The 25,813-nt window shown below is 43.6% G+C and carries 23 protein-coding genes and 1 pseudogene; 10 read left to right on the forward strand and 14 right to left on the reverse strand.

The genetic code is table 11. From position 1 onward, the window contains the following. Position 1: 1 nt before the first annotated feature. From GQR42_RS13920 to GQR42_RS13930, 3 genes and pseudogenes are all read right to left on the reverse strand, one after another. Positions 2 to 1,621 carry a S8 family serine peptidase gene (locus GQR42_RS13920; protein WP_158200415.1) on the reverse strand — a complete coding sequence of 540 codons (1,620 nt, stop codon included), beginning with the start codon at positions 1,619 to 1,621 and terminating at the stop codon, positions 2 to 4. A 154-nt stretch (positions 1,622 to 1,775) separates the two neighbouring features. Next, a pseudogene (locus GQR42_RS13925) lies at positions 1,776 to 2,021 on the reverse strand (cobalt-precorrin-5B (C(1))-methyltransferase); the annotation flags it as partial. A 237-nt stretch (positions 2,022 to 2,258) separates the two neighbouring features. After that, complete coding sequence (locus GQR42_RS13930; protein WP_158200416.1) at positions 2,259 to 3,110, reverse strand: alpha/beta fold hydrolase; 852 nt, start codon at positions 3,108 to 3,110, stop codon at positions 2,259 to 2,261. 233 nt (positions 3,111 to 3,343) lie between these two features. Here GQR42_RS13930 and GQR42_RS13935 point away from each other — a divergent pair, with 233 nt between their 5' ends. After that, a complete protein-coding gene (locus tag GQR42_RS13935; protein ID WP_158202478.1) occupies positions 3,344 to 3,796 on the forward strand; it encodes a hypothetical protein in 453 nt (150 codons plus the stop codon). A 35-nt stretch (positions 3,797 to 3,831) separates the two neighbouring features. Here GQR42_RS13935 and GQR42_RS13940 read toward each other — a convergent pair whose 3' ends face one another. Further along, positions 3,832 to 6,297 carry an O-antigen ligase family protein gene (locus GQR42_RS13940; protein ID WP_158200417.1) on the reverse strand — a complete coding sequence of 822 codons (2,466 nt, stop codon included), beginning with the start codon at positions 6,295 to 6,297 and terminating at the stop codon, positions 3,832 to 3,834. Positions 6,298 to 6,456: 159 nt separating this feature from the next. Between GQR42_RS13940 and GQR42_RS13945 the strand changes: the two genes are divergently transcribed. Further along, positions 6,457 to 8,013 carry an endo-1,4-beta-xylanase gene (locus tag GQR42_RS13945; protein ID WP_158200418.1) on the forward strand — a complete coding sequence of 519 codons (1,557 nt, stop codon included), beginning with the start codon at positions 6,457 to 6,459 and terminating at the stop codon, positions 8,011 to 8,013. Further along, positions 8,010 to 8,282, forward strand: coding sequence for a lipopolysaccharide assembly protein LapA domain-containing protein (locus GQR42_RS13950; protein WP_158200419.1), 273 nt, complete (start codon positions 8,010 to 8,012; stop codon positions 8,280 to 8,282). The genes GQR42_RS13945 and GQR42_RS13950 overlap by 4 nt, the downstream gene beginning before the upstream one ends. A 217-nt stretch (positions 8,283 to 8,499) precedes the next feature. Here the strand turns inward: GQR42_RS13950 and GQR42_RS13955 are convergent, their stop codons facing one another. Then, positions 8,500 to 8,937 carry a DUF29 domain-containing protein gene (locus GQR42_RS13955; protein ID WP_158200420.1) on the reverse strand — a complete coding sequence of 146 codons (438 nt, stop codon included), beginning with the start codon at positions 8,935 to 8,937 and terminating at the stop codon, positions 8,500 to 8,502. A 448-nt stretch (positions 8,938 to 9,385) separates the two neighbouring features. Between GQR42_RS13955 and GQR42_RS13960 the strand changes: the two genes are divergently transcribed. Together GQR42_RS13960 and GQR42_RS13965 are read left to right on the forward strand one after the other, a co-directional pair. Further along, entirely contained in the window at positions 9,386 to 9,676 is a 291-nt protein-coding gene (locus GQR42_RS13960) for a CopG family transcriptional regulator (RefSeq protein ID WP_158200421.1), read from the forward strand. Beyond that, positions 9,666 to 10,106 (forward strand): PIN domain-containing protein, encoded by a 441-nt coding sequence (locus GQR42_RS13965; protein ID WP_158200422.1) that lies wholly within the window; start codon positions 9,666 to 9,668, stop codon positions 10,104 to 10,106. The genes GQR42_RS13960 and GQR42_RS13965 overlap by 11 nt, the downstream gene beginning before the upstream one ends. Before the next feature lie 37 nt (positions 10,107 to 10,143). On the opposite strand, the gene GQR42_RS13970 is transcribed toward GQR42_RS13965, so the two are convergent. The 4 genes from GQR42_RS13970 to GQR42_RS13985 form a co-directional block, all read right to left on the reverse strand. Further along, a complete protein-coding gene (locus tag GQR42_RS13970) occupies positions 10,144 to 10,482 on the reverse strand; it encodes a hypothetical protein (protein ID WP_158200423.1) in 339 nt (112 codons plus the stop codon). A gap of 12 nt (positions 10,483 to 10,494) precedes the next feature. Next, a complete protein-coding gene (locus GQR42_RS13975; protein WP_158200424.1) occupies positions 10,495 to 11,361 on the reverse strand; it encodes a transglutaminase family protein in 867 nt (288 codons plus the stop codon). Next, a complete protein-coding gene (locus GQR42_RS13980; RefSeq protein ID WP_158200425.1) occupies positions 11,361 to 12,362 on the reverse strand; it encodes an alpha-E domain-containing protein in 1,002 nt (333 codons plus the stop codon). The genes GQR42_RS13975 and GQR42_RS13980 overlap by 1 nt, the downstream gene beginning before the upstream one ends. 82 nt (positions 12,363 to 12,444) lie before the next feature. Beyond that, on the reverse strand, positions 12,445 to 13,881 hold the full coding sequence (locus tag GQR42_RS13985) for a circularly permuted type 2 ATP-grasp protein (RefSeq protein WP_158200426.1): 1,437 nt from the start codon (positions 13,879 to 13,881) through the stop codon (positions 12,445 to 12,447). Between the two features lie 666 nt (positions 13,882 to 14,547). Here GQR42_RS13985 and petB point away from each other — a divergent pair. Beyond that, entirely contained in the window at positions 14,548 to 15,216 is a 669-nt protein-coding gene (gene petB / locus GQR42_RS13990; protein WP_045362199.1) for a cytochrome b6, read from the forward strand. 51 nt (positions 15,217 to 15,267) lie between these two features. Next, the gene (petD, locus tag GQR42_RS13995; protein ID WP_002738373.1) at positions 15,268 to 15,750 is read left to right on the forward strand and encodes a cytochrome b6-f complex subunit IV; all 483 of its coding nucleotides are present in this window, start codon (positions 15,268 to 15,270) and stop codon (positions 15,748 to 15,750) included. A 299-nt stretch (positions 15,751 to 16,049) separates the two neighbouring features. On the opposite strand, the gene GQR42_RS14000 is transcribed toward petD, so the two are convergent. The 4 genes from GQR42_RS14000 to hmpF form a co-directional block, all read right to left on the reverse strand. Further along, a complete protein-coding gene (locus GQR42_RS14000; RefSeq protein ID WP_158200427.1) occupies positions 16,050 to 16,859 on the reverse strand; it encodes a squalene/phytoene synthase family protein in 810 nt (269 codons plus the stop codon). A gap of 269 nt (positions 16,860 to 17,128) precedes the next feature. Beyond that, the gene (locus GQR42_RS14005) at positions 17,129 to 17,353 is read right to left on the reverse strand and encodes a hypothetical protein (RefSeq protein ID WP_158200428.1); all 225 of its coding nucleotides are present in this window, start codon (positions 17,351 to 17,353) and stop codon (positions 17,129 to 17,131) included. 126 nt (positions 17,354 to 17,479) lie between these two features. Beyond that, positions 17,480 to 17,608, reverse strand: a complete 129-nt coding sequence (locus GQR42_RS29545; RefSeq protein WP_257792579.1) for a hypothetical protein — start codon at positions 17,606 to 17,608, stop codon at positions 17,480 to 17,482. A gap of 136 nt (positions 17,609 to 17,744) precedes the next feature. Continuing rightward, positions 17,745 to 19,385, reverse strand: a complete 1,641-nt coding sequence (hmpF, locus tag GQR42_RS14010; RefSeq protein WP_158200429.1) for a pilus motility taxis protein HmpF — start codon at positions 19,383 to 19,385, stop codon at positions 17,745 to 17,747. Between the two features lie 1,364 nt (positions 19,386 to 20,749). Here hmpF and GQR42_RS14015 point away from each other — a divergent pair. The 3 genes from GQR42_RS14015 (at position 20,750) to GQR42_RS14025 (ending at position 24,494) form a co-directional block, all read left to right on the forward strand. After that, positions 20,750 to 21,115 carry a response regulator transcription factor gene (locus GQR42_RS14015; RefSeq protein WP_158200430.1) on the forward strand — a complete coding sequence of 122 codons (366 nt, stop codon included), beginning with the start codon at positions 20,750 to 20,752 and terminating at the stop codon, positions 21,113 to 21,115. 91 nt (positions 21,116 to 21,206) lie between these two features. Beyond that, positions 21,207 to 21,737 carry a chemotaxis protein CheW gene (locus GQR42_RS14020; RefSeq protein ID WP_158200431.1) on the forward strand — a complete coding sequence of 177 codons (531 nt, stop codon included), beginning with the start codon at positions 21,207 to 21,209 and terminating at the stop codon, positions 21,735 to 21,737. A gap of 93 nt (positions 21,738 to 21,830) precedes the next feature. Next, positions 21,831 to 24,494 carry a methyl-accepting chemotaxis protein gene (locus GQR42_RS14025; protein ID WP_158200432.1) on the forward strand — a complete coding sequence of 888 codons (2,664 nt, stop codon included), beginning with the start codon at positions 21,831 to 21,833 and terminating at the stop codon, positions 24,492 to 24,494. A gap of 69 nt (positions 24,495 to 24,563) precedes the next feature. Here GQR42_RS14025 and GQR42_RS14030 read toward each other — a convergent pair whose 3' ends face one another. After that, complete coding sequence (locus GQR42_RS14030; RefSeq protein ID WP_158200433.1) at positions 24,564 to 25,745, reverse strand: RNA-guided endonuclease InsQ/TnpB family protein; 1,182 nt, start codon at positions 25,743 to 25,745, stop codon at positions 24,564 to 24,566. Between the last annotated feature and the right edge of the window lie 68 nt (positions 25,746 to 25,813).

Here is a 25,813-nt window from a genome sequence, read left to right on the forward strand (position 1 = left end):
ATTATTCGGTTACTGTCCACCAAGCGAGAGCAAAAGCTTGTTCTTTCTCATTAACTTGTTGACGATATTGAACCCGAATTTTATAGTTTCCAGAGATGGGTACAGGACAAAAAATATGCTCTAAACTATCACTATCACTCAGGGAAGCACAGGTGTATTTAGTATTATTATCCTCTTGAGCGGGTAAAAGATAAACATCTAAATTATTCAGTCCGCGATCTCGGAAACTTTCATCGAGATCATAGAGATTATTGCGATTAGTATCGATTAGTTCTACCAAACGATCCCAAGCTAAAGTTATCGAAACAAAACTATTAGCTTTTAATGGCTTCTCTAGGGCATAATCTTGATAACTATTAGCGGTAACTGTACCGTAATCCCAACCAATAGCAGGAATAGATTCTGTGGCTGACCATTGACCATTACTAAACTGTTGGTAGGCACGAAAAGTGTTAAGATGTCCCGTCCCCATCTGCATATCTAAAGGAATTTTCGGGTCTTTATAAGCATCGGACTCTAACCAAGTTTTTTGGTCTTTAGTTAAGACTGTCCGTCTCATACCTAACCGTAAGCCATCACCCGTATCTTTAATTTTATCGGCAGCATTAAGCATCACTGCCTTCATCACTTGATGATGACGAGAATCGACACTCCAATGGGGATTTTTTTGATTAATTTGTTGATCGCCGTATTCTTGTAAAAGTGCCACCGATGCCGTAATATGAGGGGCGGCGAAACTGGTGCCACTAACAGTATTTAATTTACCTTTGAGGTCATAAAGCTCTATTTTATTGCCGGGGGCAACTAAATTAATTGACCGCCGGGAACCATCATTAATTTCCCGTTTAATTAAACTGCGACCAATACCCACTGGCAAAGCACTAATATTAGCAAAATCAACTTTAGTGAATTTTCCTTCTCTTTTGGCTGTATAAGCGGTAGTAATGCCGTTAAAATGATCGGTGGGAATCGGAATTCCTCCCTTACCTTGATTACCTGCAATTACATAAAGAACATCATCAACTCGCGATGACCAATCAACACATTGAGTTAATAAAGCTTGACCATCTAATTTTGCTTCCTGTCGCTGATCTCTTTGCAAGGATTCCCCAAAACTAAAGTTAATCGCCCGCACATCACCGCTATTTTGTCGGGCAATATTTTGACTAGCAAGACATTCTTCCGGTTGTCCGCCGCGTCGCAAAGAACCCACCGCCCCCGAATATAATCTCGCTTTTGGGGCCACTCCGGGGATTTTTTTATCATCACTGACCATCACCGTTGCCACCATAGCGGCGTGATTATCTAGATAGGTGTTGGGTTTGGCAATTTGATCGCGAAAAAAAACACCAGCTAATTTATAGGGAGGCTGCCAAGCTGCCACTTTATCATAACCGAACTGAGCCGGTCGGCCGATTTCCACTTGACCGATGGCAATTTTTCGTCCTAATAAATTATAGGGTTCTGCCCGCAGGCGATCGGCATAAATTCCCTGTTCACCGATGGAATTAGAAAGAACTAGGGAAGGAAGCAGAATTATCGTTACTACTAACCCGACGACAAACCAAAACCCTCTTTTCATCATCAGCAATCCTGCGGCGGTAAGGTGATATCGATCCATTCTAAGACAGAAATCTCAGGAGTGAATCTCACTTATGCAGAAATACCGACAATCAGCAATTATAGCGGTATGCAGTCGAATGAGGTATACTGCAACAAGCTATAAGTCAGTCTAGGCAAGACGATGGTCTGTATCTCACTCAAGCGAATACCGCTATAGGGGTATTTCTAGTTAAATCTAAATTGTCCCCCGGATCGCTGCGGGTGATAGCTAGGGCAGCATCGGGGTTAAGTCGGGCAACTTGTTCGATGACAATAGTAACGGCTTCTGGCGGTTCTAAAAGATTAAAAGTAACGGAATTTAGCTCATTTTCGCCGTGGAGATGCTGGAGAGATGCGATCGCACTGGCACAGGCAAAAACCGGTAAAGTGTAACCCGAACGGGGTGGGGAGATAGACATGAATAGGGTCGATAGCCAATCAAATTAGCCGTGATCTGATTATAGAACTAGGGGGCAACCGCTGCTATTTTTGATGATTGTAAGGACTTGCGTTTTGATAATGTACCATTTAGGGCTGGTCTGATTCTTCTACAGAGCGATTGTCTGGCTGGGATATTATTCCTACACAAGTCCCTTATCTTATCGAAAAAACTGCAATCTAATAGCTGATAACTGAAATCCCCAATACCCCAACCCCTAACCCCGATGCTGATTTAAAATAGCCATCATCTTTTGAGCGACCGCTGCTGTTTGTTCGAGCATGGCAAAATGACCACAATCGGATAACTCAATTACGTTGCTGCCAGTTTCAAACAAGGTATGAAAACTGGCCAGATGGTTAACGTACTTAACTTCCATAATCGTATCCTCTTTCCCCGCCAGAAAATAGACCGGTTGCGGGAGACGGGAGACAATCTGGGGTAAAAGATGAACTTCGCTGATAGTGGTGGTTTCCAAGAGTGACCCCAGGGCCGCTTGGTAATCGGCCCTGACAAAATCAATCACTCGCTGTTTGCCCCATTTTTTACTTAGGGTTTGCTTGACCATCATCCGCGAGAATAAAAGATCAATAAAGGGAACACGGGGCAACCAAGGCGGTCTTCTCTGTAAAATCTGTCTTCCGGCTTCCCGAAATCGCTCAAATTCCTCCTTTAGATAGATGCCACCGCCAGCATTCATACAGATTACCCCTTTAATGCGGTCAGGACAGATATCCGCGGCCCACAAAGCCACACTACCACCGAGGGAATGACCAACTAACCAAGCAGCATCGAGGTTTAAGCGGTTAAGAAGGGTAATAACGTCTTGGGAGTAGGATTCAAGGTTATAACTGCTAGGAGGACTGTTAGAGGTGATTTTTTGGGAGTCGCCAAAGCCCCGAAGATCATAGACTAGACAGGGATAATCCGGGGAGAGAATATCTACCAAAGGCTGCCAATAGTGACGACTCAGCAGCCAACCGTGTATAAAGACTAAAACCGGTTTATCCGCTCGGGGCGAAAATAACTCGTAACTGTGGGATACTCCCGATATGTCGATGGTCGGCATATAATCAATCTCAACCTAAAGTGAACCGTTGATAGGGGTTACTAGGGAAACTTCTAGAGAAAAATAGGTGTATTGAGCCTTGTTTATAGAGCAAAATCAGGAAAGCTGAGGCTATTCCCCTGATAGCTGTTGACTCACTGCTATAGACAATTTCAAAAGCTTCTACTTTAAAGTATAAAACACTGGAGATACTTTCCTAAAATAGGATGAAAACCCTAGACCAGGATTTATCTATGAAATGCGATCGCTTTTTAACTCTTTCCCTAGTGTTAAGTCTGGGATTAGTTTTTCCCCCCTCTTTACCCGCTCAAAATCCCCCCGCTACCACCTTTCAACCGGGTCCTTGGCAGCCTGTTGCTAGGGTGAATATGAGTCGTCCCGTGGAGATTAAAATCATCAATCAAACCGATATTGATCTCAATTATGACCTATCGGCCAATATTAATTCTTCTCCTCAATTATTATCTCCGGGTACGGAGACAACCCTAAGAGGTTTCGTAATTCCGGCATATATTCTGATTAATCGGGCTAATACTGCTGCGGATCGCTATTCTTCTAGTTTAATCTATGCCGTAGAGGTCAATGATGATAATTTAGTCACGATTACTGTCACCAAAGTTCCGGGGAGTACCCCTGGTTATACCACCTTTAACCTCAATCAACAGGGCGCTATTTATATTTACTAGCTCTAGCTTAATCTGTTGTGGAGCCACCTCGATAATTATCCCTGCACTTTCTTAATTAATTCCTCCCGCAGCGGTTGTAGGAGAGTATCGAATTCGGGGAAATAATCGGGAGTAGCAAACAGATTATTAAACCATGTAGTGACGGCAATATTATCGACCACGGGAGTAAAATCAAACGGTTGAACCCCATCGATATGACGACTATTTACCCCAAAACCTGCCCTTTGACGACGATATAGCCAAGGGGTTGCCTTTTCTCTTAACCAGAGGTCAAAGTTAGCAGATTTGGCCATGGAATCGGCTAAATTTTTCTCTATCTCGGTCGGTAAAAAACTTTTTTGAGATTGTAACCATGCTTGTGCTAAAAGCTTCCCTCTTTCAGGGGGATTTAACCAAGCTTGTTTCAGTAAATCTACCCCGGGTAAGGGATTTTTTAGGGAGGGATTTAATAAAGCTTTTCCCACTTCTCCCCCGGATTTTTGCCAATCTTGGGCTGCTTTCAGTTTATCCCCGCGCCACCAGGACAAACTCCCACGATAAAAATGCAGATTATTTTTCAAATTCTCAGAAGGGTTACTTTGCAAAAGCTGACTATAAATTGAATCAACCCTGTCTAACATTTTTGTGTATATTGGTTGTAGGCTGGGTAAACGCCAGAGGGGACTGGTAATAAATAAAGGGTCACGCACAGCTTCTAAAGCAAAAGCTTCTATGGCTAAATCGGATTGATTTTGGGCTAGTAAACTGACAGCCAAACCCTGAAAAACTCCTCTTTTAGCGGGGATTAATTTTATTGATTCAATAAAGGATTTACTGGCTGCGCTGGGATTTTGCCTCAGTTGTAACCATCCCAGATTACTGTGGCCGAATTCTTGATAGGGAGAAACCTGATTTCCTACTTGAAAATATTTAATTCCCTCGTTTAAAGCCTGAGGATTATTGGTATTAATAGCTAAATCGCCTAAATTCCAACCTAATTGATAGGTATAATAGGGTTCCCAGGGTGCTAATTGATGGGCTTTAATCAGAGTATCGCGAAAAGGTGCGATCTTTTTTTCTGCCAAAAAATCGAAGCCATAACTAGAAAGTTGCCAAGCGCGATGAATAGGAAGTAACCAAATTATCATGACTAACACAATTCCCAATCCTGTAAAAAAGATAACTTTTGGGGGAATAGCTACAAACTTAGTTTCTTTTCTGGGTAAGGAAGAAGTCAGACAAGCGAGGTAAATAGTTAAGGTTCCGGCAATGGCAATATTATCTAATTGATAATCGGTTAAACTCATTAATCCGTAGCCGAATAATCCTGTATAAACACAGGGCAGTAAAATTTGATCGCTGAAATTGTCAGGGGCAGGAGAACGAAAAAAATGAAAAATCAGCACTATAACCAGTCCAATCCCTGCTAAAATGCCCCAAATACCTAATTCAGCAAATAATTGGGCGGGGGTGCTATGCAGTTGATAAATTAATTCTGATGCCCTTCCCGCTATCAGGGGACGGTAGTGCTGATAAGTGATAGGAACATTGCCTAAACCAATCCCCGTCCAAAAATTTTCACTTCCCATCTGCCCACCGATAAGGGTATTAATCCAACGATAGGAAAATTCGTTATCTCCTCCTCCCTGTACTAGGGAAGTTATCACAGTTTTTAGACGATTATTAGCGAAGATAACAAGCAATAAAAACAGCAAAGTTGCTAATCCTCCTAATCCTAACCAGAGTCGGGTAATTTGACTTCTAAAAATTAAAATTCCTAATCCTACCACACAAACCCCGATTAATCCTAGCCAACCACCCCGAGAACTGGTAGTGTAGAGATCGAGAATGCCTAAACCAAGACCGGTAAACCATAGCCAACGCTGCCAATTTTTAGCCAATATAGCTAATCCTAATAGTAAAGGTAAGGCAAGAACGAGAAAACCCGCCACATAATTCTGATGACCCAAGGGCGCCCAATTGCGTAACTCTAAGACTGAAAAATCAAAAGAAATCTCGACTCCATTTTGCTGTAATTCCCTAATCCTTGCTAATTCTGGTGATAAAGTTTGGCTTGTCCACAAAAAAAGACTGATAATAATAAAAGCCATACTAAGATAACCTTGAAAACTGAGGATAGCATAGCGTCGCTGGGGAGAATTATCAGTGATAATCCATTGATGCAGGGCGTATAAAGCGCAGATAATACCAATAGCTGCCCAACTATACCAGCGCGCTTGATTGGGAAAGGGGGAGAAAAGACTAGAAATAATTAATCCCAAGACTATAATCCCAGTTATCAGATCAAAACCATTGCCCAAACCGGTCAAGCTTTTATGGTGCCAAATCTGGGATAATAACCATAAAATCGGACAGAGTAACCCGATTTGCCAGATAGCTACCCAAGGCCACTGTACCATGAGACTATGACTATCGGCCATCAGGGTAAAAATTGCGTAGAGAAAAGCAGTAAGCAGTAACCACAGACGGGAAGTGGCAATATCGTTAGTAGTTTCAGTCATAGCGGGTGGGATCAAGGATTAAAATTAATAAGTTATCTCAATTATTGTCTATCGAAAACCACCTCAGCCAGTTTCTTGGTTTAAATTAGTGATAGTTAAGTCAATAGAGTTAGGATTCTTGTTCTTACTATTCCCCAATGATGGTTAGAAATTAAATAGATGTTTAATCAATTTCCGCGACGACAATTTCTCTATCTAACGGGGGGATTGACTGTCACCTTAGCAAGTAATAATGGGTTAAAAGCCGAAATATTGCCAAAAAAAATAGAAATAGAGGCTTTTAGCCCCGATGGTCAACCTTTAAATAAAAAAGCCCTCAATCAACTCTATTTTCTCACCCTTGCTGCCCAACCTTTACCAAATCCCCCCCGCAATCTGGAGGAGGGAAAATTATTTTCTTCCCTTCCCCTCTCCCCTGTAGCGATAACTCTTAAGTTACCGGTGAAGGGTTTCGGGGAAATGTTCCTAGAGGCAGATAATCGGGGTTTCGGTTACTCTGCAGCTGATTTTCCCTTAAATTTTAATTTAGCTGCCGCTGACTCCCATTTTTATCGGGTTAAACAGTCTCTCGAAGTCTGGCAGCAACAGGGTGGGCAATTTTCCCCCGCTATTTGGCAACGTCTGGAAACAGCGAAAAGCTATCTCGATTTAGCCAAAGCCAGCGATAATAATAGAGAAAGGGTGCAATACTGTGATCAAAGCTTAACTGAGAGTCTCTGGGCGGGTGAAATGGCAGTTATCAGTAAAGCAACCCAAATTATCGCTCAAAATCCGCCACAACCAGACTTTCTCTTTGGTTGTAATTTTTTTGGCTACCCCCAACAGGGAGAAAAATACCAAGAATTATTGCAAGCAGTCTTTAATTTTGCAACAATACCCTTTTATTGGCGATATTTTCAGCAAAATGAGACGGATAAACGAGTTGATTGGCTACTTAATCACAATATTATCCCCAAAGGTCATCCTCTCGTCTGGTTTCATCCCGTGGGCATTCCCGACTCGATTCGCGATCAACCCTTTGCAGAGATTAAAAAATTAGTAGCAACGCGAGTTAGGGAAGTTACGGCATATTATCGCCGAAAAATCAGCTATTTTGACGTGATTAACGAGGCTAACGGCATTAAATGGGCAAATGATTTAAATTTCTCCCTCAACCAGTTGATCGAATTAACCGAGATTGCCTGTCAAGAATCCCGTCGCGGCAATCCGCAAGTGTATAGAATTGTTAATAGTTGTTGCACTTGGGGCGAAAATGTGGCATACCATCAACCGCCCCAACATAGTCCTTTAGAATATCTGCAAACTTGTCTAGAGGCGGGTATTGAATTTGAGGCGATCGGACTACAATTATATTATCCTGATCGAGATTTATTCGAGATCGATCGACAATTGGAACGTTTTAGTCAATTAGGAAAACCAATTCATATCACGGAATTAGGCATTTCTTCCGCCACCACCGTCGATGAATTATCCTATTTAAAGGAACCCCTAGGACGATGGCGCAGTGACTGGAGTGAGGCAATCCAAGCCGATTGGGTGGAACAATTCTACACCCTTTGTTATAGTAAATCCTATATCAAAGCAATTAGTTGGTGGGATTTAACCGATAACGGTAATTTCTGGCCTCACGGAGGTTTAGTTAATAGGGATCTAACTCCGAAATTAGCCTACAAAAAGTTAAAAAATCTCCTACAAATCTGGCGAGGACAAGCATGAATACAATCAGTAATTTTTTAGCTAGTGCTATTGTCGGCGGCTGGATTATGACCATGGCAGTTTTTGCTATCCAAAATATCCAACCAGTTTCTTTAAAGTTTCTACAATTTGAGTCAATTAAAGTACCTATCGGCATTTTATTGGCTTTTTCTTTGGGAATGGGATTTTTTATCGCCGCAGTTATTCCCACTTTTTTTAGAAAGTCGAAAAAATCTCCTCGCAGTCGCTTTTCTCCCCCACAATCAGGGTTAGACGAGTTTGATTTTTAAATAGGATTTGCTGAATAAACCGAAAAACCCCGTTGGATAAGACTTTAGAGCTAGTCATGGAAGTGAGCAGGGGGAAAATTTAGGCACTTTTCCCTAGCTAATTGACCACGGCTCAACTGAGCATCGCCGAACGTCCGAAGTTTCACGGCCGAAGCCTTTTGCCTCTCCTCATAACTAGCCTATACTCAACGGATTTAGTATTACTCCTAATGAAGAACTATTTTTCAGCCGGGGGAAACCAATTATCATCTAATGTTTGTTCGAGGGATATATGAGCGTCTGAATTGAGGGAAAAAAGCTGAGAAACCGATTTAATCGTCACTGGATAAACCTTATCATACATAGCAGCTAATTCTGGCCGTAAGCTGGGACTGTCTTCTAAACGATGCTGAATTTGTGCGCGAAAATTGACTATTTCTGCCGCCCAATGATTACCTGACCGTTTTTTTTCTTCTTGCCAATAAGCCAGCTTTAAAAGATGTTCGATAAGACGGGTTAACAGACTCATTAAAGCTCGTCTATCACTTTTTCCCATACTCTCGATTTCTTCAATTAAATTATCCCAATCCACCTGCTCAAAATTACGCTCTCGTAACTGTTTTACCGTCTCTTTTAGCCATTGATTATAATCAGTTTCGTAGGCAGTTGATGACATAAGACCTCTTGTAAAAATCAAAAATTGTTGTTGGGGTTAGGAGTCAGTAGCCAGTAGTCTCCGAGTCAGGAGAATTAAGAATGAATAATAATTAATTAAATGGTCTATTTACAGATTTTATGCAATTTAATCCTTATTTTTGCCGTTTTTGACCACTGAAAAATTAATTATGCAAGAGGGTTATAATTTAACTCTCCATATAAAATTACTTAGGACTGGCTGCATAAATCTACTTTTGTTGGAGAGGAGAATTACGGTCAGTAAATTCTAGCCAATATACTCCATCCCCGTCTATTAAGAAATATTACAATAAACATGAGTAGATTGAGAAAGGTTAATGAGTTTATCCATTGACGGATAAAAGTTTTCGGGCATTACAGTACATATGTATAGTAAAAGTTCAGACATATAGAACAACTGGCGATTACGATTCACGACGGTTGTAGTAATGTATAATGTAATGTATATACTTAAACTGGCTATGGTCAGCAAAATCCGCAAGCAAATTTATATCGAAGCCGAGCAGAATAATTTACTAAAAGAGAAAGCCCGACAGACGGGACTGAGCGAGGCCGAGATCATCCGACAGGCGATCGACCGACACATAATTTCCGTCAAATCTATCACCCCGAACTTGAGCGCTTGGGAGCGAGAAAAGGCCTTTATCGCCAGTCTAGAAAACCGCCCATCACAACCGGGTAAAAGGGATTGGCAAAGGGAGGACCTCTATGAACGATAGAGTCATGCTCGATACCAATATTCTGGTCTATCTCTACGATATCGCCGAGAAAAGCAAACGGGAACGGGCATTAACCGTTGTCGATGACCTGATCCGCACGACCCGTGCCGTCATTAGCCCGCAGGTGATGGGAGAATTCTTTCAGGCCGTCACCCGCAGCCGTCGCCCCCTGCTAACCCACGAAGAAGCCCTGACCCGCATCCGTCAATATCTAATAGCCTGTGAGGTAGTTCCGATCACCGAGTTGATCGTTCTGGAAGCGACCCGTGGAGTAGAAAGTTACCAGTTTTCCTACTGGGATGCCCAGATCTGGGCGACCGCTCGCTTAAATCAAATCACCACGGTCTATAGCGAGGATTTTAATTCCGGGGCTACCATTGAGGGAATTCATTTCGTCAACCCCCTGAACGATAATTTTCTGCTGCCGTGATCGAACGGCGGCGACGAAAAACTTTTTGCCGCAAGCCCTATCTAGGAGAAGCCGAATTTTGTTCAAAAGTTAACTCCTCTAATACTTCCGTAACCAATTTGCCGTTGGCTAAACGCTTTAAACTTCTAATCTGAATATTTACTTGGGGAGTTTCTTCTAACTGTTGGATCAAAAAATCTGCATATTTGATTATCGCCTCACGCGCCGCACTTTTTTTAGTCCAAACTCGCGCCATTTCTAACATATTAGTAACTCCGATAAACTCCTCTCCTTCCCCATCTAAACTATGATTAGCTGCATAGGCATTAGCAGTAGGACACAACAATAAAACATAGCCTAAATGTCCTTTTGTTGGTGTGCCAAATCCTTTAGCCATAAAAAATTCTCCTCAAGATAACAAATCAAGCGCGATTGTTGATGATAGCTGAGATTCTATCACTTGATGACCGAGATTAACCGGTCGAGCATTTCCCTCTACTGGCGCGCAATAACGGGGAATTGGGCTAGAAACGAGGCTAATATGACGGTCACTCACCGCTAATCCATGGGTAGGATCATAACCTTTCCAACCGCCCCCCGGCAAGTACACCTCCACCCAAGCGTGTAAATGTCTTTCTCCTTGGTCTAAATCTCCTTCTTGATAGCCACTGACAAAACGGGAAGCCAATCCCACACAGCGACACACATCCATAAATAAAACCACCAAATCGCGACAGGAACCCTGCTTATTTTTCCAAGTGTTTCCGGGTAGGTAGGGTTCCCCAGTAAGACGAATAATTTGCTGACAATTTCGGTAAATTTTGTCATTGAGATTAAATAGGAAAGATAGCACCTGTCCTTCGGTTTCCTGCATAATTTCTTGGGCTAATGCTGCCATATCAGGGTCATTAGCTAACCCATAAAATTGTCTGTAGGGTTGTAATTGACTGTGGAGAGAAATGGGATAATCAAAGGGTAAACAGGTCGCCCAAGGTTCCAACAAATACTGAAAAGGATTAACTCCATGGGTTTCTACTTCACTCACCACATCAATTAATAATTCTTCCGTCGGTTGATTAAACCAAATTTGTAAACAAGAATTACCATCGAGGTCGATAATATTAGTTATCGTTAAAGGTTCCGGGTTAATTTTGAGCGTGAACTCTCGTAAAGTTTGCCCACCATCGGATTTTGGTCGCAAGCGCAGCAGATGGGGCGATAAAATCACGGGTTGATTATAGAAATAGTTAGTTTGATGCCGAATGTGATAACGCATTAAGTTGTTAATTGGGATTGATATTGAAAGTTATTTACTGGCAGAGGTGGGGCAAGTTCGGGATTAAAAACAAAGAAAGTTTCTGTCATTTTTATTCCCACATCATTAACTCTTTTTTGAATGTGGTCGAGGAATTCATGCAATCCCGTTTCAATAATATCCTCGATAGTTAAATAACTCATTTCCGCACAAAGTCGCCCTAAACTTCTTTCTACCGAATTCCCCCAAGTTCCTATAGGAGTACCAGTAACTTGATGCAAACAGTGGTCTAATTCCCGCAGACAAAAGTGAATTGAACGAGGAAATTCTCGATTCAGAATTAAAAATTCGGCCACGTCACTAGGAGTAATCCGTCGTTGACATTTACGATACATTTCGTAGGCACTCACCGACCGCAGTAAAGCAATCCATTGAATTTGGTCTAGAGAAGTTCCTACCCATTGAGCGGAAGGTAAGAGATAATAGTATTTAACATCAAGAATTCTGGCGGTTTTATCGGCGCGTTCCTGTAATCTTCCCATAACGCCAAAATGCCAACCTTCATTATGAGTCATCGTCGCATCCATTACCCCCGCAAAACGGTGACTAGCCAATTTAACTTGAGTAAAAAAGTTAGGTAAAGTAGTTTGAGGATGGTAAGAGGAAGCATCTTTTACCATCAAGAAAAAACCATTAACCTGTTCCCACATTTCCGAAGAAATAATCTCGCGAACTGACCGAGCATTTTCTCTGGCCCAGCGCAAACAAGAGATAATTGAACTACTATATTCCGTGTCAAATGTCAAGAAATTGATCACATTTTCTGCGGTGGCTGTGCCGTAACGTTTCTTGAATTGTTCTAAATCTCCCGTGGTTAAAACCAAAGGTTCCCACTGTTGCAAAACACTGGTAGGAATATCCAACATTAAATTAAGGTTAACATCCATAAACCGGGCTACATTTTCCGCCCGTTCAATATAGCGATTTAACCAATAAATTGAATCAGCAACTCTACTAAGCATAATTAACCGGGAAGAAGTGAAAAGGAAAAAGAAAAGGGTAGGGTGGGTTACTAACCCACCAAAATTTTGATTATTGTCCTGATTACTTGGTTAAAACCCAAGTGTCTTTACTGCCACCACCTTGAGAGGAATTAACCACTAAAGAACCCTTTTTCAAAGCCACGCGAGTTAAACCACCGGGATGCACATAAATTTCATCACCCCGATGGAGAATATAGGGACGTAAATCCACATGACGACCTTCAACTTCCGTGTCAATTAAAGTTGGAACCCTAGAAAGACTTAACACTGGTTGAGCGATATAATTGCGGGGATTAGCAGCAATGCGTGGGGCGAATTCTTCTCGTTCTTTCGAGGTAGCTTGAGAACCGACTAACATCCCATAACCTCCCGACTCATTAGCGGCTTTCACAACTAATTTATCGAGATTATTTAAGACATAATCTAAGTCTTTTTCTCGCCAACAAAGATAGGTAGGAACGTTATTTAAAAGCGCTTCTTCTCCCAGATAATAACGAATCATATCGGGGACAAAAGCATAAATAACCTTATCATCAGCGACTCCCGTACCCGGGGCATTAGCTAAAGCGACGCGGCCTTCCTGAAAAACTTTTAATAATCCGGGTACACCTAACATCGAATCGGGACGAAAAACCGCCGGATCTAAAAAGTCATCATCGAGGCGACGATATACCACATCTACCCGTCTTAATCCCTTGGTGGTTTTCATTTGTAGATAACCATCAAAGACGACTAAATCACGCCCTTCCACTAATTCTACCCCCATTTGTTGGGCGATAAAAGAATGTTCAAAGTAGGCAGAATTATAGGTTCCGGGGGTCAAAACCACTACGGTGGGATTAGGTAATTGGAGCGGTGCTAAATTAAGGAGAGTTTCCAACAGATGGGAAGGATAATCATCCACCGGTTTAACATTCATTGTCTGGAAAATATCGGGGAAGGTGCTTTTCATTACCCGACGATTTTCGAGGACATAAGAAATACCAGAAGGAACCCGCAAGTTATCCTCTAAAACGTACCATTGACCATCCTTATCGCGGACTAAATCCGTTCCCGTGATGTGACACCAGATACCTCCGGCGGGTTTCAGTCCCAGACAGGGTTTAAGAAATCCCGTCGCCGAGGCGATTAATTCGGAGGGAATAATGCCATCTTTAATGATTAACTGGTCGTTGTAGATATCGGAGAGAAAAAGATTGAGAGCTTTAATGCGTTGTTTCAGGCCTCTTTCCAAATAATCCCAGTCCTCAGCCGAGACAATTCGGGGAATAATATCAAAAGGAAAGATTTTTTCCACCCCTTGATTGTCGCTATAGACATTGAAAGTCACCCCCAATTCAAACAGGGCTGACTGAGCCGTTTCCCGGTGTTGTTGAAGTTCTCGGGGCGGCAGATTCTGCAACCATTTGATTAAAGGGGACGAGTGGGGACGAGGTTGACCATCATCTAAGAATAGTTCGTCGTAGAAGCCTTCGGGATCGTAGGTATTTAATAGCACGCTGACCTCATTTCATACCTTACCAAAATTTTGGGTTAAAGCACCGTCCTTTTAGGACGGCTTGATGTTAAAATAAAACTGGTTTGAATCCCCTGAGTGGGCGGTAGTGAATGGCTCGATTGAGTTGAACCCTTGAACTCGAAAGTCTGCATAAGAGACAAAAAGGGAGGGTAGCGAAAACCTCGTCAAACATAGCGCAGTAGCCGATAAACAACGGTGAATGAAAAACCAGTAAAAATCTTTGTCGTAAGACAGATAGGGTGGGGCATACCCAAATCTTGGTTGAAAGACCAAAACGCTTGGAGAGTGAACCATAAAAAGGATAACTAGATAGCAAGTGATATTCTAGTAGGTTCGGTTCAGACATAATCGTGTAAGACCTAAGTAAGGGAAACCAGAAAGGGCTGTGATGAGCTTCAAGAATCCTCACGCCTTTAAGCTGAGGAGTGTCAACTATTCCCAGTGTCGGACAATTAGCCCGATTTTTTGTAGTCTAGGAGACATTTTAAGGGAAATTTTAGGAAGTTACGTTTTTTGAGGCTGGCGATCGCCGATTGCTCCCCACCGGTGGAGAAACCTGACCAGAGCGAGAATTAGCCCTGAAAACTGTGTTACATTTTTTAAAGGTCAAACCTTAAATCTTTCATTTTTCTTACTGGTTACGCGATGTTTACCAAACAAGTAACGGATTCTAAAGCCTATCAATGGTTTCAGGAACGCTTAGAAATTCAAGGGATCGCTGATGATATCAGCACCAAATACGTTCCCCCTCACGTCAATATCTTCTACTGTCTTGGTGGTATCACCCTTGTGTGCTTCGTGATCCAGTTTGCCACTGGTTTCGCCATGACCTTCTACTACAAACCCACTGTAGCAGAGGCCCTCTCCTCCGTACAGTACATCATGAACGAAGTCAACTTTGGTTGGTTAATTCGTTCTATCCATCGCTGGTCCGCCAGTATGATGGTATTAATGATGATCCTGCACGTTTTCCGCGTCTATCTGACCGGTGGATTCAAAAAACCTCGCGAATTAACCTGGGTAACTGGGGTTGTCCTGGCCGTGATCACCGTTAGCTTCGGTGTCACCGGTTACTCCTTACCCTGGGATCAGGTGGGTTACTGGGCGGTTAAAATTGTTTCCGGTGTACCTGCTGCTATTCCCGTCGTCGGTGATCAACTCGTCACCCTGATGCGCGGTAGCGAAAGCGTCGGTCAAGCAACTTTAACCCGTTTCTACAGCTTACATACCTTTGTCCTGCCCTGGTCAATCGCGGTCTTCATGTTGCTACATTTCTTGATGATCCGTAAACAAGGCATTTCTGGGCCTCTATAATTCAGAAAAGTATCTCTGTCGATCCGAAATCATTTTTAGGAGACATTATCCATGTCCACATTAAAAAAGCCCGATCTCAGCGATCCCGCTCTGCGCGCTAAGTTGGCTAAAGGGATGGGTCACAACTACTACGGTGAACCCGCTTGGCCTAACGATCTACTCTATGTCTTCCCGGTGGTTATCTTTGGTACGATCGGACTCTGCACCGGTTTAGCGATTATGGATCCCACCATGATCGGTGAACCGGCCGATCCTTTCGCTACTCCCCTAGAAATTCTGCCAGAGTGGTATCTTTATCCCGTTTTCCAAATTCTCCGTATTCTTCCTAACAAACTCTTAGGTATCGCTTGCATGGCCGGCGTTCCCCTAGGCTTGATGTTAGTTCCTTTTATTGAAAGCGTCAATAAATTCCAAAATCCTTTCCGTCGTCCCGTCGCTACCGCTATCTTCCTATTTGGTACTGTGGTCACGATCTGGTTAGGTATTGGTGCCACTTTCCCCATCGATATATCTTTAACTCTCGGTTTGTTCTAAGTTACTGAACACCACCGGTTTGTTGCCCACGCTTGTGATTCCTGACTTGGGAAGAGCGATCGTGGGCAATTTTAATTGGGGTTTGCGGCAAAAAGTTTTTCTTGGGGGCAGGGTGTGGGGTGTGGGGTGTGGGGTTTTACCGATTTTCAGGTGGTCAACTACCTAATTTTCAGGGAAAAAGTCCAGGGATTTTCCCCCTGATCACTCCCAGTCCGGTACTTTTTGATTGACAAAAAGTCTAAAAGTCTTACCCAACAAGGTTTTTAGATTTATTCAGCCAACCCTAATTGTGATTTCCTCTAACGGGTAATTTGTTGTACCAAAGCGATAACATCGCTGCGGCTGAGTTTTTCCTTACCCAAAGCTAGGACTTCGAGAGTGCCATGGGCTAAAGCGAGGGGAATCTTACAAAAATCAAGTGCTGGCCCTTGGGGCAGCGATTGAGTGTAATAATCGGCTAATTTCAGATTACGACGGGCATAATTATGAATATCGCTAATTGTCCAACCCTGGGGTAGAAAACTTACCCCCCGGCGCAGATCCTCCCCGTGGTTGCGGGCAATATTAACCGCTTGTAAACCCCGACCAAAACCGATGGCATAACTGCGATTAGTTTGGGTCCCGTCGTACCAATTCCAGAGGTCAGACAGCAATAAACCCACGGCACCAGCCACACTAAAGGTATATTGATCTAATTCTATTTCTGTGCGAATATCCCAGTTATTCCCAGCCCAGTAGGCCATGCGATCGGCCATGGCCGCCGTGGCATCCCAAACCCTCGGGGCGATCGAATCCGGCGCTAACATCGCCCATTCGCCAATTCTCAGGGTTACTTCCGGCAAAATCTCCCGATGGACTAAGCCAAAAGCAAAGTCCTCTTTGGTAGAATTTTCAGTACCTGCTTGTAAATTCAGGCTAATTTGTCTTAATATCTGGGATTTACTGAAGTTATCTAGGTCGGGATGGTCTTCTACTTCATCAATCGCCCGCATACAGAGATAAGCTGAGGCTACCGCCTCGAGCAGACGATCCGGTAAACGACTTATGGGAATATAAAAAGTTCGACTCGTTTCTTGCAGAATCGTTAAAGCATTATCGCGCAAATTCATTCAGTCCACTCCTCACGCCAACTTAGGTAACCACGAGTTAAACCAATCAGATAGATCGGTTTAAGTTATTCCGATGTTCCTAAGACAAAGTTGCTGTCTATTGTAGTATGATTATTCAAAATTTCCCGATTATTCTCGAAAAAATCAACCTTTAGGGTATTCTTGACAATTTTTCTTGCTGGGATAGCTGAGGGACAATTACGGGAATTTTTCGAGATTACAGGCTTAAAAAACAGTTTTTGCCCGTTTTTAAGCAGTATTTTTCGGCTTCATGCCGGGGATTGAAAGGAGGTCACTTGTAAAACTGGCCCGATCATGGCCAGAGTCATCACATCTGAGCGAATTTGACCTATGACTGTCACTTTTGCCTTTTTTTGGGTTAATTCGGCGGGAGGGTCTATTAATTCGTAGGTTTGACCGTTATCAGCCATTAATGCCCAAGTTCCTGTGCCTATTTCGATTCTTTTCACCTGACCCGTTACACTAATACTCATGCTTGAATTTCGCTCATCAATGCGATCGCAATTTACGCCACTGTTACAAGCATTCTATCGATATCTTTCCTCGGCATTGATTGTCAATTTTGCTGGACTTTAACCCGATCAATCAGTTTTTTTTATCTAAAAAGCGATTGCCACTTCCGCCACCACCGCCAAGAGGGAGGCCACAGCCGCTAAAATTATTATTTCTCGATCGGATTGTCTCATGGCTATCTGAGTATAAATTACTAATCCTAGTCTATACCACATCTAACCTAGAGTTAAATTGCTCTAAATTATTTTATCCATAGATAAAAAGCTATAAAAGTGCTCATTGCTCGGCAAAAACGGCGAAATCTATGTCCAGATTGCCCTGTATTATTTGTTCAGGAAGCCCTAATTAAGCCTAACTGTTAATAGCGTGATGATAGCCACTACCATTAGATTCCATAGGTGTCAACCACTGGGAGATAGTTTCTAGTTTTTGACGGATTTGATCGAGATGATCCTGCACGGGTTGCAGGAAAGTTTCGTACTGTTGTACCTGAGTTTTTAAGCGCAATAATGCCAGATTAGCATCGCGCCATTGTCGCTCCTGTTCTTCAAATTCACGAGTTTTTTGCTCTAAATCCGACCATTGACCGTCAAGACTATCGCTGGTTTTTTGTAAATCCTCTTGTATTCGCTCGATTTCTGCCGCTAAACGTTGACTTTCTTCGAGATTATTTTGATAATTATCGGCCAACAGAATTAACAATGGTTCAAAGCTACATTTTTGGGCCTCTTCTGGAGATAAAATTCCCTGTCTCCGTTGCAGAATTTTCAGATGTTGAGAGCGAATAGCTTGCCTTTCCTGAAGATTACGTCTTTGTCCGACTAAAGTTGCCGTCAGCATTCCTTTTCTTTCCTGTTCCTCGGCTAATTCTTCTTCTAAATTAGCTCGCTGGGATTCATCTATTGTGGCCATTCTTGCTGCTAATTCTTCCACGGTTTGGGATTGGAGAGTTAATTCTTCCTCTTGGTCGTTGACAAAAATTTCCAAGTGCTTGAGGTCTGTTTGTAAATTGTTAACTAAGCTCTCCAATTCTTCTAAAGGCATTTTTTCAAGAGCTTGTCGCTCGATTTTACCATCAAAACCTAGGTCTTCCCCTTGAGCGAAACTAAGGAGCATTTGTCGAGCAGAATCAGTGGTTTGTAGGGTGAGGTTAAGACGCTCGAATAATTCCTGTTTTTGACTCAGAACAGTTTCTTGTATTTGTAGTTGTACTTTAGCTGTTTCCAAAGCACTGCGACTCGTCTGTAATTCCCTAGCTCTTTGTTCGAGATGATTGAGCATTTGTTCGTTGGCCACCTGACGTTCTTCTACTGCCTTTTTCTGCTCCTCTAAACTCTGCCAACAACTATTTAAAATTGTCTGTTGTCCCTGCACAGATTCAAGAGTGGAATGGAGAATTTGTGAGGGAGAATTGCCCCGATCATGATGATTAGCTAAACGCTCCGTTAGAGAGCGAATAAATTGTTGTTGTTCTGGGGAAAGATTGGGGTAGGAGTTGTAATTTATTTGTCCTTCTTCCAGTTGTCGCTGTTGCTCGTTTAATTGTTGTTTTAGGGTTTCTAGTTCTTGTCTTTTGCGCTCTAAATACTCGAATTCCGCCTCTATTTCTTCAATTTGCTCGATTCTTGCCTCCATTTCCATTTTCTGGCGGTTAAGAATCTCGCTTTGATAGGTGAGAGATTGTTTCCACTGCTCGATTTTCTCTTGATCTTTTTTGCTGCGCTCCATCAAACGGGAAATCTTTTGCAGTTGCCGCACCATCTCCGCTCCCGCTAATTCCGGGTTTCCTTGCAGTTGACGATTATTGCTCAAATTCACCAAGAGAAGCGCACCTTCACCCAGGGAGTTAGTTTCGTCGTAGGTGAAGATATCTTCCCCCGGTATGACACTCCAAGTCTGATCCTTATGCTGACAGGCCAATAGTTTCAATTCGGTTTTGTAACCGCCGATAAAACCTCTAGTCTGTTTTTTTACTTCTGCAAGGTGTAGCACGAGTAGTCGTCCTCTATAATCAAAGTTTTTGTGATCGGTTTTAGAGAGAGTTAGCGATCGAGGCTAGGAGCAGCCCCTCTATGGTTTTAGTGTACCCATCTGATCTCCAAAAATTTTTAATTTCTATGATTCGAGATCGTTTTTCTTTTTTATTCATACATTTGTTCTCATTTTTCTCTCTAGCCACTGGAAAATTTTTGACGATTTTTCAGCGCCAATTTACTGTCCTAGTCTCAAAAAAATCGCCAGTCAATCTCATAAATCGGCTCGTGTTTTCCGACCCTTTTCACCTCTGGCTGCAGTTTAAATAAGCTGACCACAGGGCTAAATTATCGGTTAAGACGGCGTGAGAGCAAGAAGCAAGGATAGGGAGCTAGACCGTTTGTACTGAAAATCTCCCAGGCCAGTTTAAATGCAGTAAAGCTTACTGAAAAATATGTTACATAATTAGCTTATCAGATTTATTATAGCGGTTTTCAGAGAAGTTAGTCCCGATTGAAACGCTGAAACGCCTATCTATCAAGGGAGTTACTATACCTTATTAGACTGAAAACCGCTATATTAGTGACAAGAGGAGGGAAGAAAGCGTTTCTCATCAAGATGAAGGATGAAGGGATTTGGCATCATCCCCAGACGACCAGCTACTGTTCCGGCGTTCCGCAGTTCCAGCGTTCCCCAAAACCAGAGACTTCGTACCTCATCCTTAAGACTGCTATAAGTTCTCCTAGACTAAAAGAAATAGCGTCTAGCGGGGGAGATTCCGAGAAATTATGCCAAGAAACTTCAATGAGATTGACATTGGCAGTATCTTACAATTGATTGAAGCCCCCGCCCTTGCCCCCTCAGGGAGAGCATTGATGCTGATCTCAGTATTCGTGAAAAAGTCGGGAGTATTTGAGAAAATTCTAACTATTCTGGTAGTCTTTTCGGTGATCCCCTAGAAGCTCTCGCTCAAACTATAGCGCTCGAACCCGCTCTCATTCTCTGCGATATCGCCCTAGCAAAACTCGAAAGCTTTTAGCTTAACAAATTAGGTTTTAGGTGCGGTCGAGTGAAAAGAAAGTTCCGAAGTTTTCAGCAAACCCTACTTAAAACTGCAATCTGATCAGTGATCAGTAATCACTGAAATCCCCAAACCCCAAAAAAATCTCTTGGCTAGTCGTTTTTAACAGTGGAATGGGGAACTATAGAGATGAAGCCCGAAAGGGTGAATGAAGTCCTTGTTTAGAGGGAAAACCCCTGATAAATTTCAGATGGCGTTGGAGGCAAAAATGGGAGCAATTTCGGAGCATCGGGTCAACGGGAACTATTATCGGGCATATTTTTCCATTGTTGTCGTTGGCAGCCTAGCTAGGTAGGGAGTTATGAGCGAAATATTGCTGGTAGAAGACAGCCAAACGCAACGGGAACTGATCTGTGATCTACTCCGCAATAGCGGCATTAAGGTCACGATCGCCACGGATGGGGTGGAGGCCCTCGAACATATTCAGAGAGCCAATCCCGATCTCGTCGTCCTCGATATCGTCATGCCCCGCATGAATGGTTATGAGGTGTGTCGTCGTCTCAAGTCGGATCCAAAAACCAAAAATGTCCCCGTGGTCATTTGTTCCTTGAAAGGGGAAGTCTTTGATCGCTATTGGGGCATGAAAATCGGAGCCGATGCCTACATTGTCAAGCCCTTTGAACCGATTGAGTTCATTTATACCATTAAACAACTGCTGCGGGGATAAAATCGCCTTCCTCAGGGACAGTCTAGCTATGGCATAGGTCAAGACAGCTAAAAATGCCGCCCGAACTATTAGTTGCAAGAGAACTAAACTAATGCTTAACAACGCCGATTTTTTTGCCAGTGACGCTCAAAATATCGCCCCCGACGGTCAGGAATTACAAAGTCCCGTCGGTGAACTGCACTTGCGATTTTATCTACCCTCTCAGGACGAGTTTGCCCTTAGTGCCGTGGGCATTTGCGAGGTGATGCAGCAACCAATCGATCGCATCACCCCAATTCCCAATGCTTCACCCTTACTCCTGGGCACGATCAATCTGCGGGGTCAAGTGATCTGGGTGGCGGATCTCGGTCAATTTTTGGGGGATAACAGCCGCTTAAACACCAATCGCTCCGAAATTCCCGTAATTGCGCTCGAAGAACAGGAAACGATCCTAGGTTTAGCGGTGGAACGTTTGGGAGATATGGAATGGCTCGACCTAGATCAACTAGGTCGTGCCGCCAGTATTCCCGCTCAGATCGCCCCATACGTGCGGGGAGAGTGGATTCTGGGCCAAGAATCAAAAAAAACCTTAAGATTACTTGATCATCTGGCTATACTCCGTTCTGCCCGTTGGGCGGCTTAAAATCTGAAAAAAATAGCAGAATAGCATTTATAGCAATTCTTTCTTTAAACTACTAAATACTTGACCACTTTATCTTGACTAGGGGAGAGGCCAATGCCGTCAGGGACAGAATACGCAAAACTCTATGGACAGGCTAACATCGCCTATTGCCAGGGCAACCTTGAGAATGCTGCCGTCATTATCAAAGACATGATCGGCAAGTATCCCGATGATCCCAACGTGCTGCTTTTACAGGGCCACATTGATCTAGGACTACAAAAATACAGCTTGGCTAGGGAAAGTTACGAAAAAGTGCTGCAATTGGCTAAAAATTCCCCCAATCGCTCCGATCTGGTGGATTATGCTCGACAGGGGCTCGATCAGATTCGGCAATGGCGTTTTAAAGCCGAGGATGAAGATTTTACGATCGCTGCTACGGAAAGCATTGCCTACAGGGAGGCAGCTTTCGATCCAGGTCAAGGTTTTAGCAATTCTCGGTCGAGGGAGTCGCAAGCGGCTGACCCCGATTGGCAAAATGAAGGGATGGATTCGGATAGTGGTCTTTTCAATCAGGAGGCTCTCAGCGAGCCTAGGGTGGGTAAAGTCGATTCCTATGACGATGATTTTGGGGAATCGGAGGAAACCGCCTTTAGTTCCCTTACCCTGTCCAGTTCAGGCTCTCACGGTTCCCAGTGGTCTGGCGATTCTGCAAAAGGGGAACCAGCTTTCCCCTTTGTAGAAGCAGCGGAGATTGACTCGCTGCAGGAAGGGTGGGGCGGTGAGTTAGGGTCAACGGGAGAAGCCCCTTTTATGGTTTCCTCTGACCGGCGGGAAAATCCCCTCACTGGTAGAGATCAGGAGTTATCCTCTACCGATACCCTAGGAGAAAGCAATTTTGCCATTGACCTGGAACCGACCCAGCGACAAGGGGCAAAAACTGGCCTTAATCAGGGCAGAGTCCCTCAAAAAAGATACGAGGAGGACGACGCCAGAGATTTTAGGGAACCAAAACTCAATGATGAGGATTTAGACGGTTTTCCCCCACTGGCTCTGACGGATCTGGCCCGAGGACTGGGGGACTCAGATCTATTTACCCGTTCGGGAGGGGAGGCATTAAGCAGTGGTTTTGCCCCCGAAGCCAGTGGGTCCCTTAATGCCAGTTCTGGTGTGGGAGAGCCTAATTTTAATCCTTCTCGTCTAAAAATTCCCGATGACAAAAGAGATAGTCATCTTGCCAATGCTTCCGATCGCTTGCTCAAGCCAGTGGTGGAAGTCAATCCGGGCAAATTAGCCTTTTTTGTCAATGCTTCTTTAGGCAAAAAGCAACTAATTTTAGCGGCTTTAGCGGGTATTACCCCTGTAATCTTAATTTTTGCCGTTAGTAACGCCTCTTGGATTTCTAACCTCTTGACTGCCAAACCAGCCCCGAATAGCAAGGAAAAAACCGAAAAAGTTGCCCCCAAACCAGCCCCAGCCAGCCTTTCCCCTTTTAGTCAACCGAAACCAGCAATGATGTTATTAACTGGAGTGGGAACCTTTGCCCTGACTTGGCTAGGTTTACAGTTGCTAATTAGTCAGATTAAGCGGAGTCTCAACGATCTGCAAAGCCAATTCGCTCACCTCTCGGAAGGTAATTTTAACGCTAAAGCGACGATCTACTCGGAAGATGAATTCGGTCAACTGGCCAATCGCTTCAATCAGATGGCCCGGGTGGTGGTAACGACCACCCGGGAAGCCCAAGGCCGCGCCGCCGAAACGGAACGGGAACGGGAAGACCTACAACGGCAAGTGATTCGACTTCTCGATGATGTGGAAGGAGCCGCTAGGGGGGATCTCACCGTGGAAGCGGAGGTAAGCGCCGATGTTTTAGGGGCGGTGGCCGATGCTTTTAATTTGACTATCCAAAACTTGCGCGAAATTGTCCGACAGGTGAAAAAAGCGGCAAAACAGGTGAATCAAGCCAGTACCAATAGTGAATCTTTCGCCCGCAATCAGTCTAGCGATGCCCTGCGGATGGCGGAGGAATTGGCCGTCACCCTTAATTCGGTGCAGATGATGACCGACTCAATTCAACGGGTGGCAGAAAACGCCAGAGAAGCCGAAGATGTCGCCCGCACTTCCTCGATTACTGCCCTGAAGGGGGGCGATTCCGTGGAAAGAACCGTGGTGGGAATTCTGCAAATCCGTGACACGGTATCAGAAACGGCGCGAAAAGTCAAGCGTTTGGCGGTAGCTTCCCAGGAAATCTCGAAAATTGTTGCGGTAATCTCTCAGATTGCCTCGCGGACTAATTTATTGGCTCTTAATGCCTCGATTCAAGCGGCGCGAGCGGGAGATGCGGGCCGCGGTTTTGCAGTTGTGGCCGATGAGGTGCGCCAGTTAGCCGATAGATCTGCTAAATCTCTTAAGGAAATTGAACAGATCGTTTTACAGATCCAATCGGAAACGGGTTCGGTAATGACGGCGATGGAGGAAGGGATTCAGCAGGTTATCGATGTCACCGAGCGCTCGGAACAGGCGAAGAAGTCCCTAGAAGATATTATCCAAGTTTCTAACCGCATCGATACGCTGGTGCGATCGATTACCGCCGATACGGTCAAACAACGGGAAAATTCCCTCAATGTCGCCCAAGTTATGCAGTCGGTGGAGTTAACCGCTCAGGAAACTTCCCAAGAATCCCAACGGGTGGCGGGTTCTCTGCAAAAATTGGTGAGTATCTCCCGGGAGCTGCTGTCTTCGGTAGAACGGTTTAAGGTAGACTCGGAGGATGATCAATAATCGGTTGGTTATTGATTGGCCGCTAGAGTGATTGACGCTCCCATCGCACTCAAGCGAGGGATTCCCTGTTCATCCAGTTACCTTATCTATTAAGCTTTCACCTAATAGACAGTGGGTAGTCTGTAGTCGGGCTTGAATTTCTGTCCGCCCGACAGTATTGGCGCGTGCGAGAATGTTTATAGCGGCGTTTTCATCTCTATCCAAGACACACCCACAAGAACAAATATGAGTTCTTACAGACAATGTTTTCTTGACAAGATTGCCACAATCAGAACATTGTTGGCTAGTATATTGTGGGTTCACTGCTATCACAAACTTTCCGTGTATTTTCCCAAAGTAGTCTAGCCAATCGGTGAACATCGACCAACTTGCATCTGAAATAGATTTAGCAAGCTTAGGATTTTTCCCCATACTGGACACCTTCAGGTCTTCATAGACTACCAAATCGTTAGATTGGATTAACGCTTTTGCTGTCTTTACGGCAAAATCTTTACGTTGTCGAGAAACTTTTAGATGAAGGCGAGCTACTTTAGATTTCTGTTTTAACCTTTTCTGGCTTCCCTTTTTCTTCTTTGAGAGCTTACGCTGTGCTTTTTTTAAGCGTCTTTCTGCTTGACGAAGAAATCGTGGGTTATCAATTTTATCCCCATTAGAGTCGGTTAAGAAATGGTTTAAACCTAAATCAATGCCCACTTCTTTCCCCGTAGAGTTAAAGGGTTCTACTCGCTCAATGTCTAAAACAAATTGACAATAAAAGCCGTCTGCTCGTTGAATAAGCCTGACTCTCTTGATTGTGGTTTTGTCTAAGAGTTGACGGTTAAAAGTGCCGATTAGCTTTAATTTACCGATCCCTGTTTTATCCGTGATCTGGATAAACTTTTTGTCTTCTGTTAGCTTCCAACCAGAAGTTTTGTACTCGACAGACCTTGAAAACTTTTTGAATTTAGGATAGCCTTTTTTCGCCAAACCCTTTTGGCAGTTGTTGTAGAAACGGGATATAGAAAACCAAGCTCTTTCGGCACTTGCCTGACGAGCCATAGAGTTGAGTTTACCAACAAAAGAAAATTCAGGACTATTAGATAATTCGGTAGTTAGCCTACATAAAGTAGCATAGTTAACCTTATCTTCTTTGGTAGAGTCCATCCAAAATCTTAGACACTTATTCCGAATAAACTGTCCCACTCTTATAGCCTCCTGAATGGCTATTTCTTGGTGTGAATTGGTTTTTAACTTAAACTCTATGACTCCCATCGATTCGACCCCTCAATGTGTTATGCTATTATCATAGCGATTCATCGTACAAAGTGTCAAGAGGATGA

It is taken from the genome of Microcystis aeruginosa FD4, from assembly GCF_009792235.1.
GTDB classification, from domain to species: domain Bacteria; phylum Cyanobacteriota; class Cyanobacteriia; order Cyanobacteriales; family Microcystaceae; genus Microcystis; species Microcystis viridis.

What these genes read in the sequence shown, in the direction of transcription:
- GQR42_RS13980 (WP_158200425.1), bottom strand. Translation starts at nt 12,362, where the DNA reads ATGCTTAGTAGAGTTGCTGATTCAATTTATTGGTTAAATCGCTATATT.
- GQR42_RS13975 (WP_158200424.1), bottom strand. Translation starts at nt 11,361, where the DNA reads ATGCGTTATCACATTCGGCATCAAACTAACTATTTCTATAATCAACCC.
- GQR42_RS13945 (WP_158200418.1), top strand. Translation starts at nt 6,457, where the DNA reads ATGTTTAATCAATTTCCGCGACGACAATTTCTCTATCTAACGGGGGGA.
- GQR42_RS14020 (WP_158200431.1), top strand. Translation starts at nt 21,207, where the DNA reads ATGCTTAACAACGCCGATTTTTTTGCCAGTGACGCTCAAAATATCGCC.
- GQR42_RS14015 (WP_158200430.1), top strand. Translation starts at nt 20,750, where the DNA reads ATGAGCGAAATATTGCTGGTAGAAGACAGCCAAACGCAACGGGAACTG.
- GQR42_RS13930 (WP_158200416.1), bottom strand. Translation starts at nt 3,110, where the DNA reads ATGCCGACCATCGACATATCGGGAGTATCCCACAGTTACGAGTTATTT.
- GQR42_RS13970 (WP_158200423.1), bottom strand. Translation starts at nt 10,482, where the DNA reads ATGGCTAAAGGATTTGGCACACCAACAAAAGGACATTTAGGCTATGTT.
- GQR42_RS14025 (WP_158200432.1), top strand. Translation starts at nt 21,831, where the DNA reads ATGCCGTCAGGGACAGAATACGCAAAACTCTATGGACAGGCTAACATC.
- GQR42_RS14030 (WP_158200433.1), bottom strand. Translation starts at nt 25,745, where the DNA reads ATGGGAGTCATAGAGTTTAAGTTAAAAACCAATTCACACCAAGAAATA.
- GQR42_RS13955 (WP_158200420.1), bottom strand. Translation starts at nt 8,937, where the DNA reads ATGTCATCAACTGCCTACGAAACTGATTATAATCAATGGCTAAAAGAG.
- GQR42_RS13950 (WP_158200419.1), top strand. Translation starts at nt 8,010, where the DNA reads ATGAATACAATCAGTAATTTTTTAGCTAGTGCTATTGTCGGCGGCTGG.
- GQR42_RS14000 (WP_158200427.1), bottom strand. Translation starts at nt 16,859, where the DNA reads ATGAATTTGCGCGATAATGCTTTAACGATTCTGCAAGAAACGAGTCGA.
- GQR42_RS29545 (WP_257792579.1), bottom strand. Translation starts at nt 17,608, where the DNA reads ATGTGGTATAGACTAGGATTAGTAATTTATACTCAGATAGCCATGAGA.
- GQR42_RS13965 (WP_158200422.1), top strand. Translation starts at nt 9,666, where the DNA reads ATGAACGATAGAGTCATGCTCGATACCAATATTCTGGTCTATCTCTAC.
- GQR42_RS13960 (WP_158200421.1), top strand. Translation starts at nt 9,386, where the DNA reads ATGTATAATGTAATGTATATACTTAAACTGGCTATGGTCAGCAAAATC.
- petD (WP_002738373.1), top strand. Translation starts at nt 15,268, where the DNA reads ATGTCCACATTAAAAAAGCCCGATCTCAGCGATCCCGCTCTGCGCGCT.
- GQR42_RS14005 (WP_158200428.1), bottom strand. Translation starts at nt 17,353, where the DNA reads ATGAGTATTAGTGTAACGGGTCAGGTGAAAAGAATCGAAATAGGCACA.
- petB (WP_045362199.1), top strand. Translation starts at nt 14,548, where the DNA reads ATGTTTACCAAACAAGTAACGGATTCTAAAGCCTATCAATGGTTTCAG.
- GQR42_RS13935 (WP_158202478.1), top strand. Translation starts at nt 3,344, where the DNA reads ATGAAATGCGATCGCTTTTTAACTCTTTCCCTAGTGTTAAGTCTGGGA.
- GQR42_RS13920 (WP_158200415.1), bottom strand. Translation starts at nt 1,621, where the DNA reads ATGGATCGATATCACCTTACCGCCGCAGGATTGCTGATGATGAAAAGA.
- GQR42_RS13940 (WP_158200417.1), bottom strand. Translation starts at nt 6,297, where the DNA reads ATGACTGAAACTACTAACGATATTGCCACTTCCCGTCTGTGGTTACTG.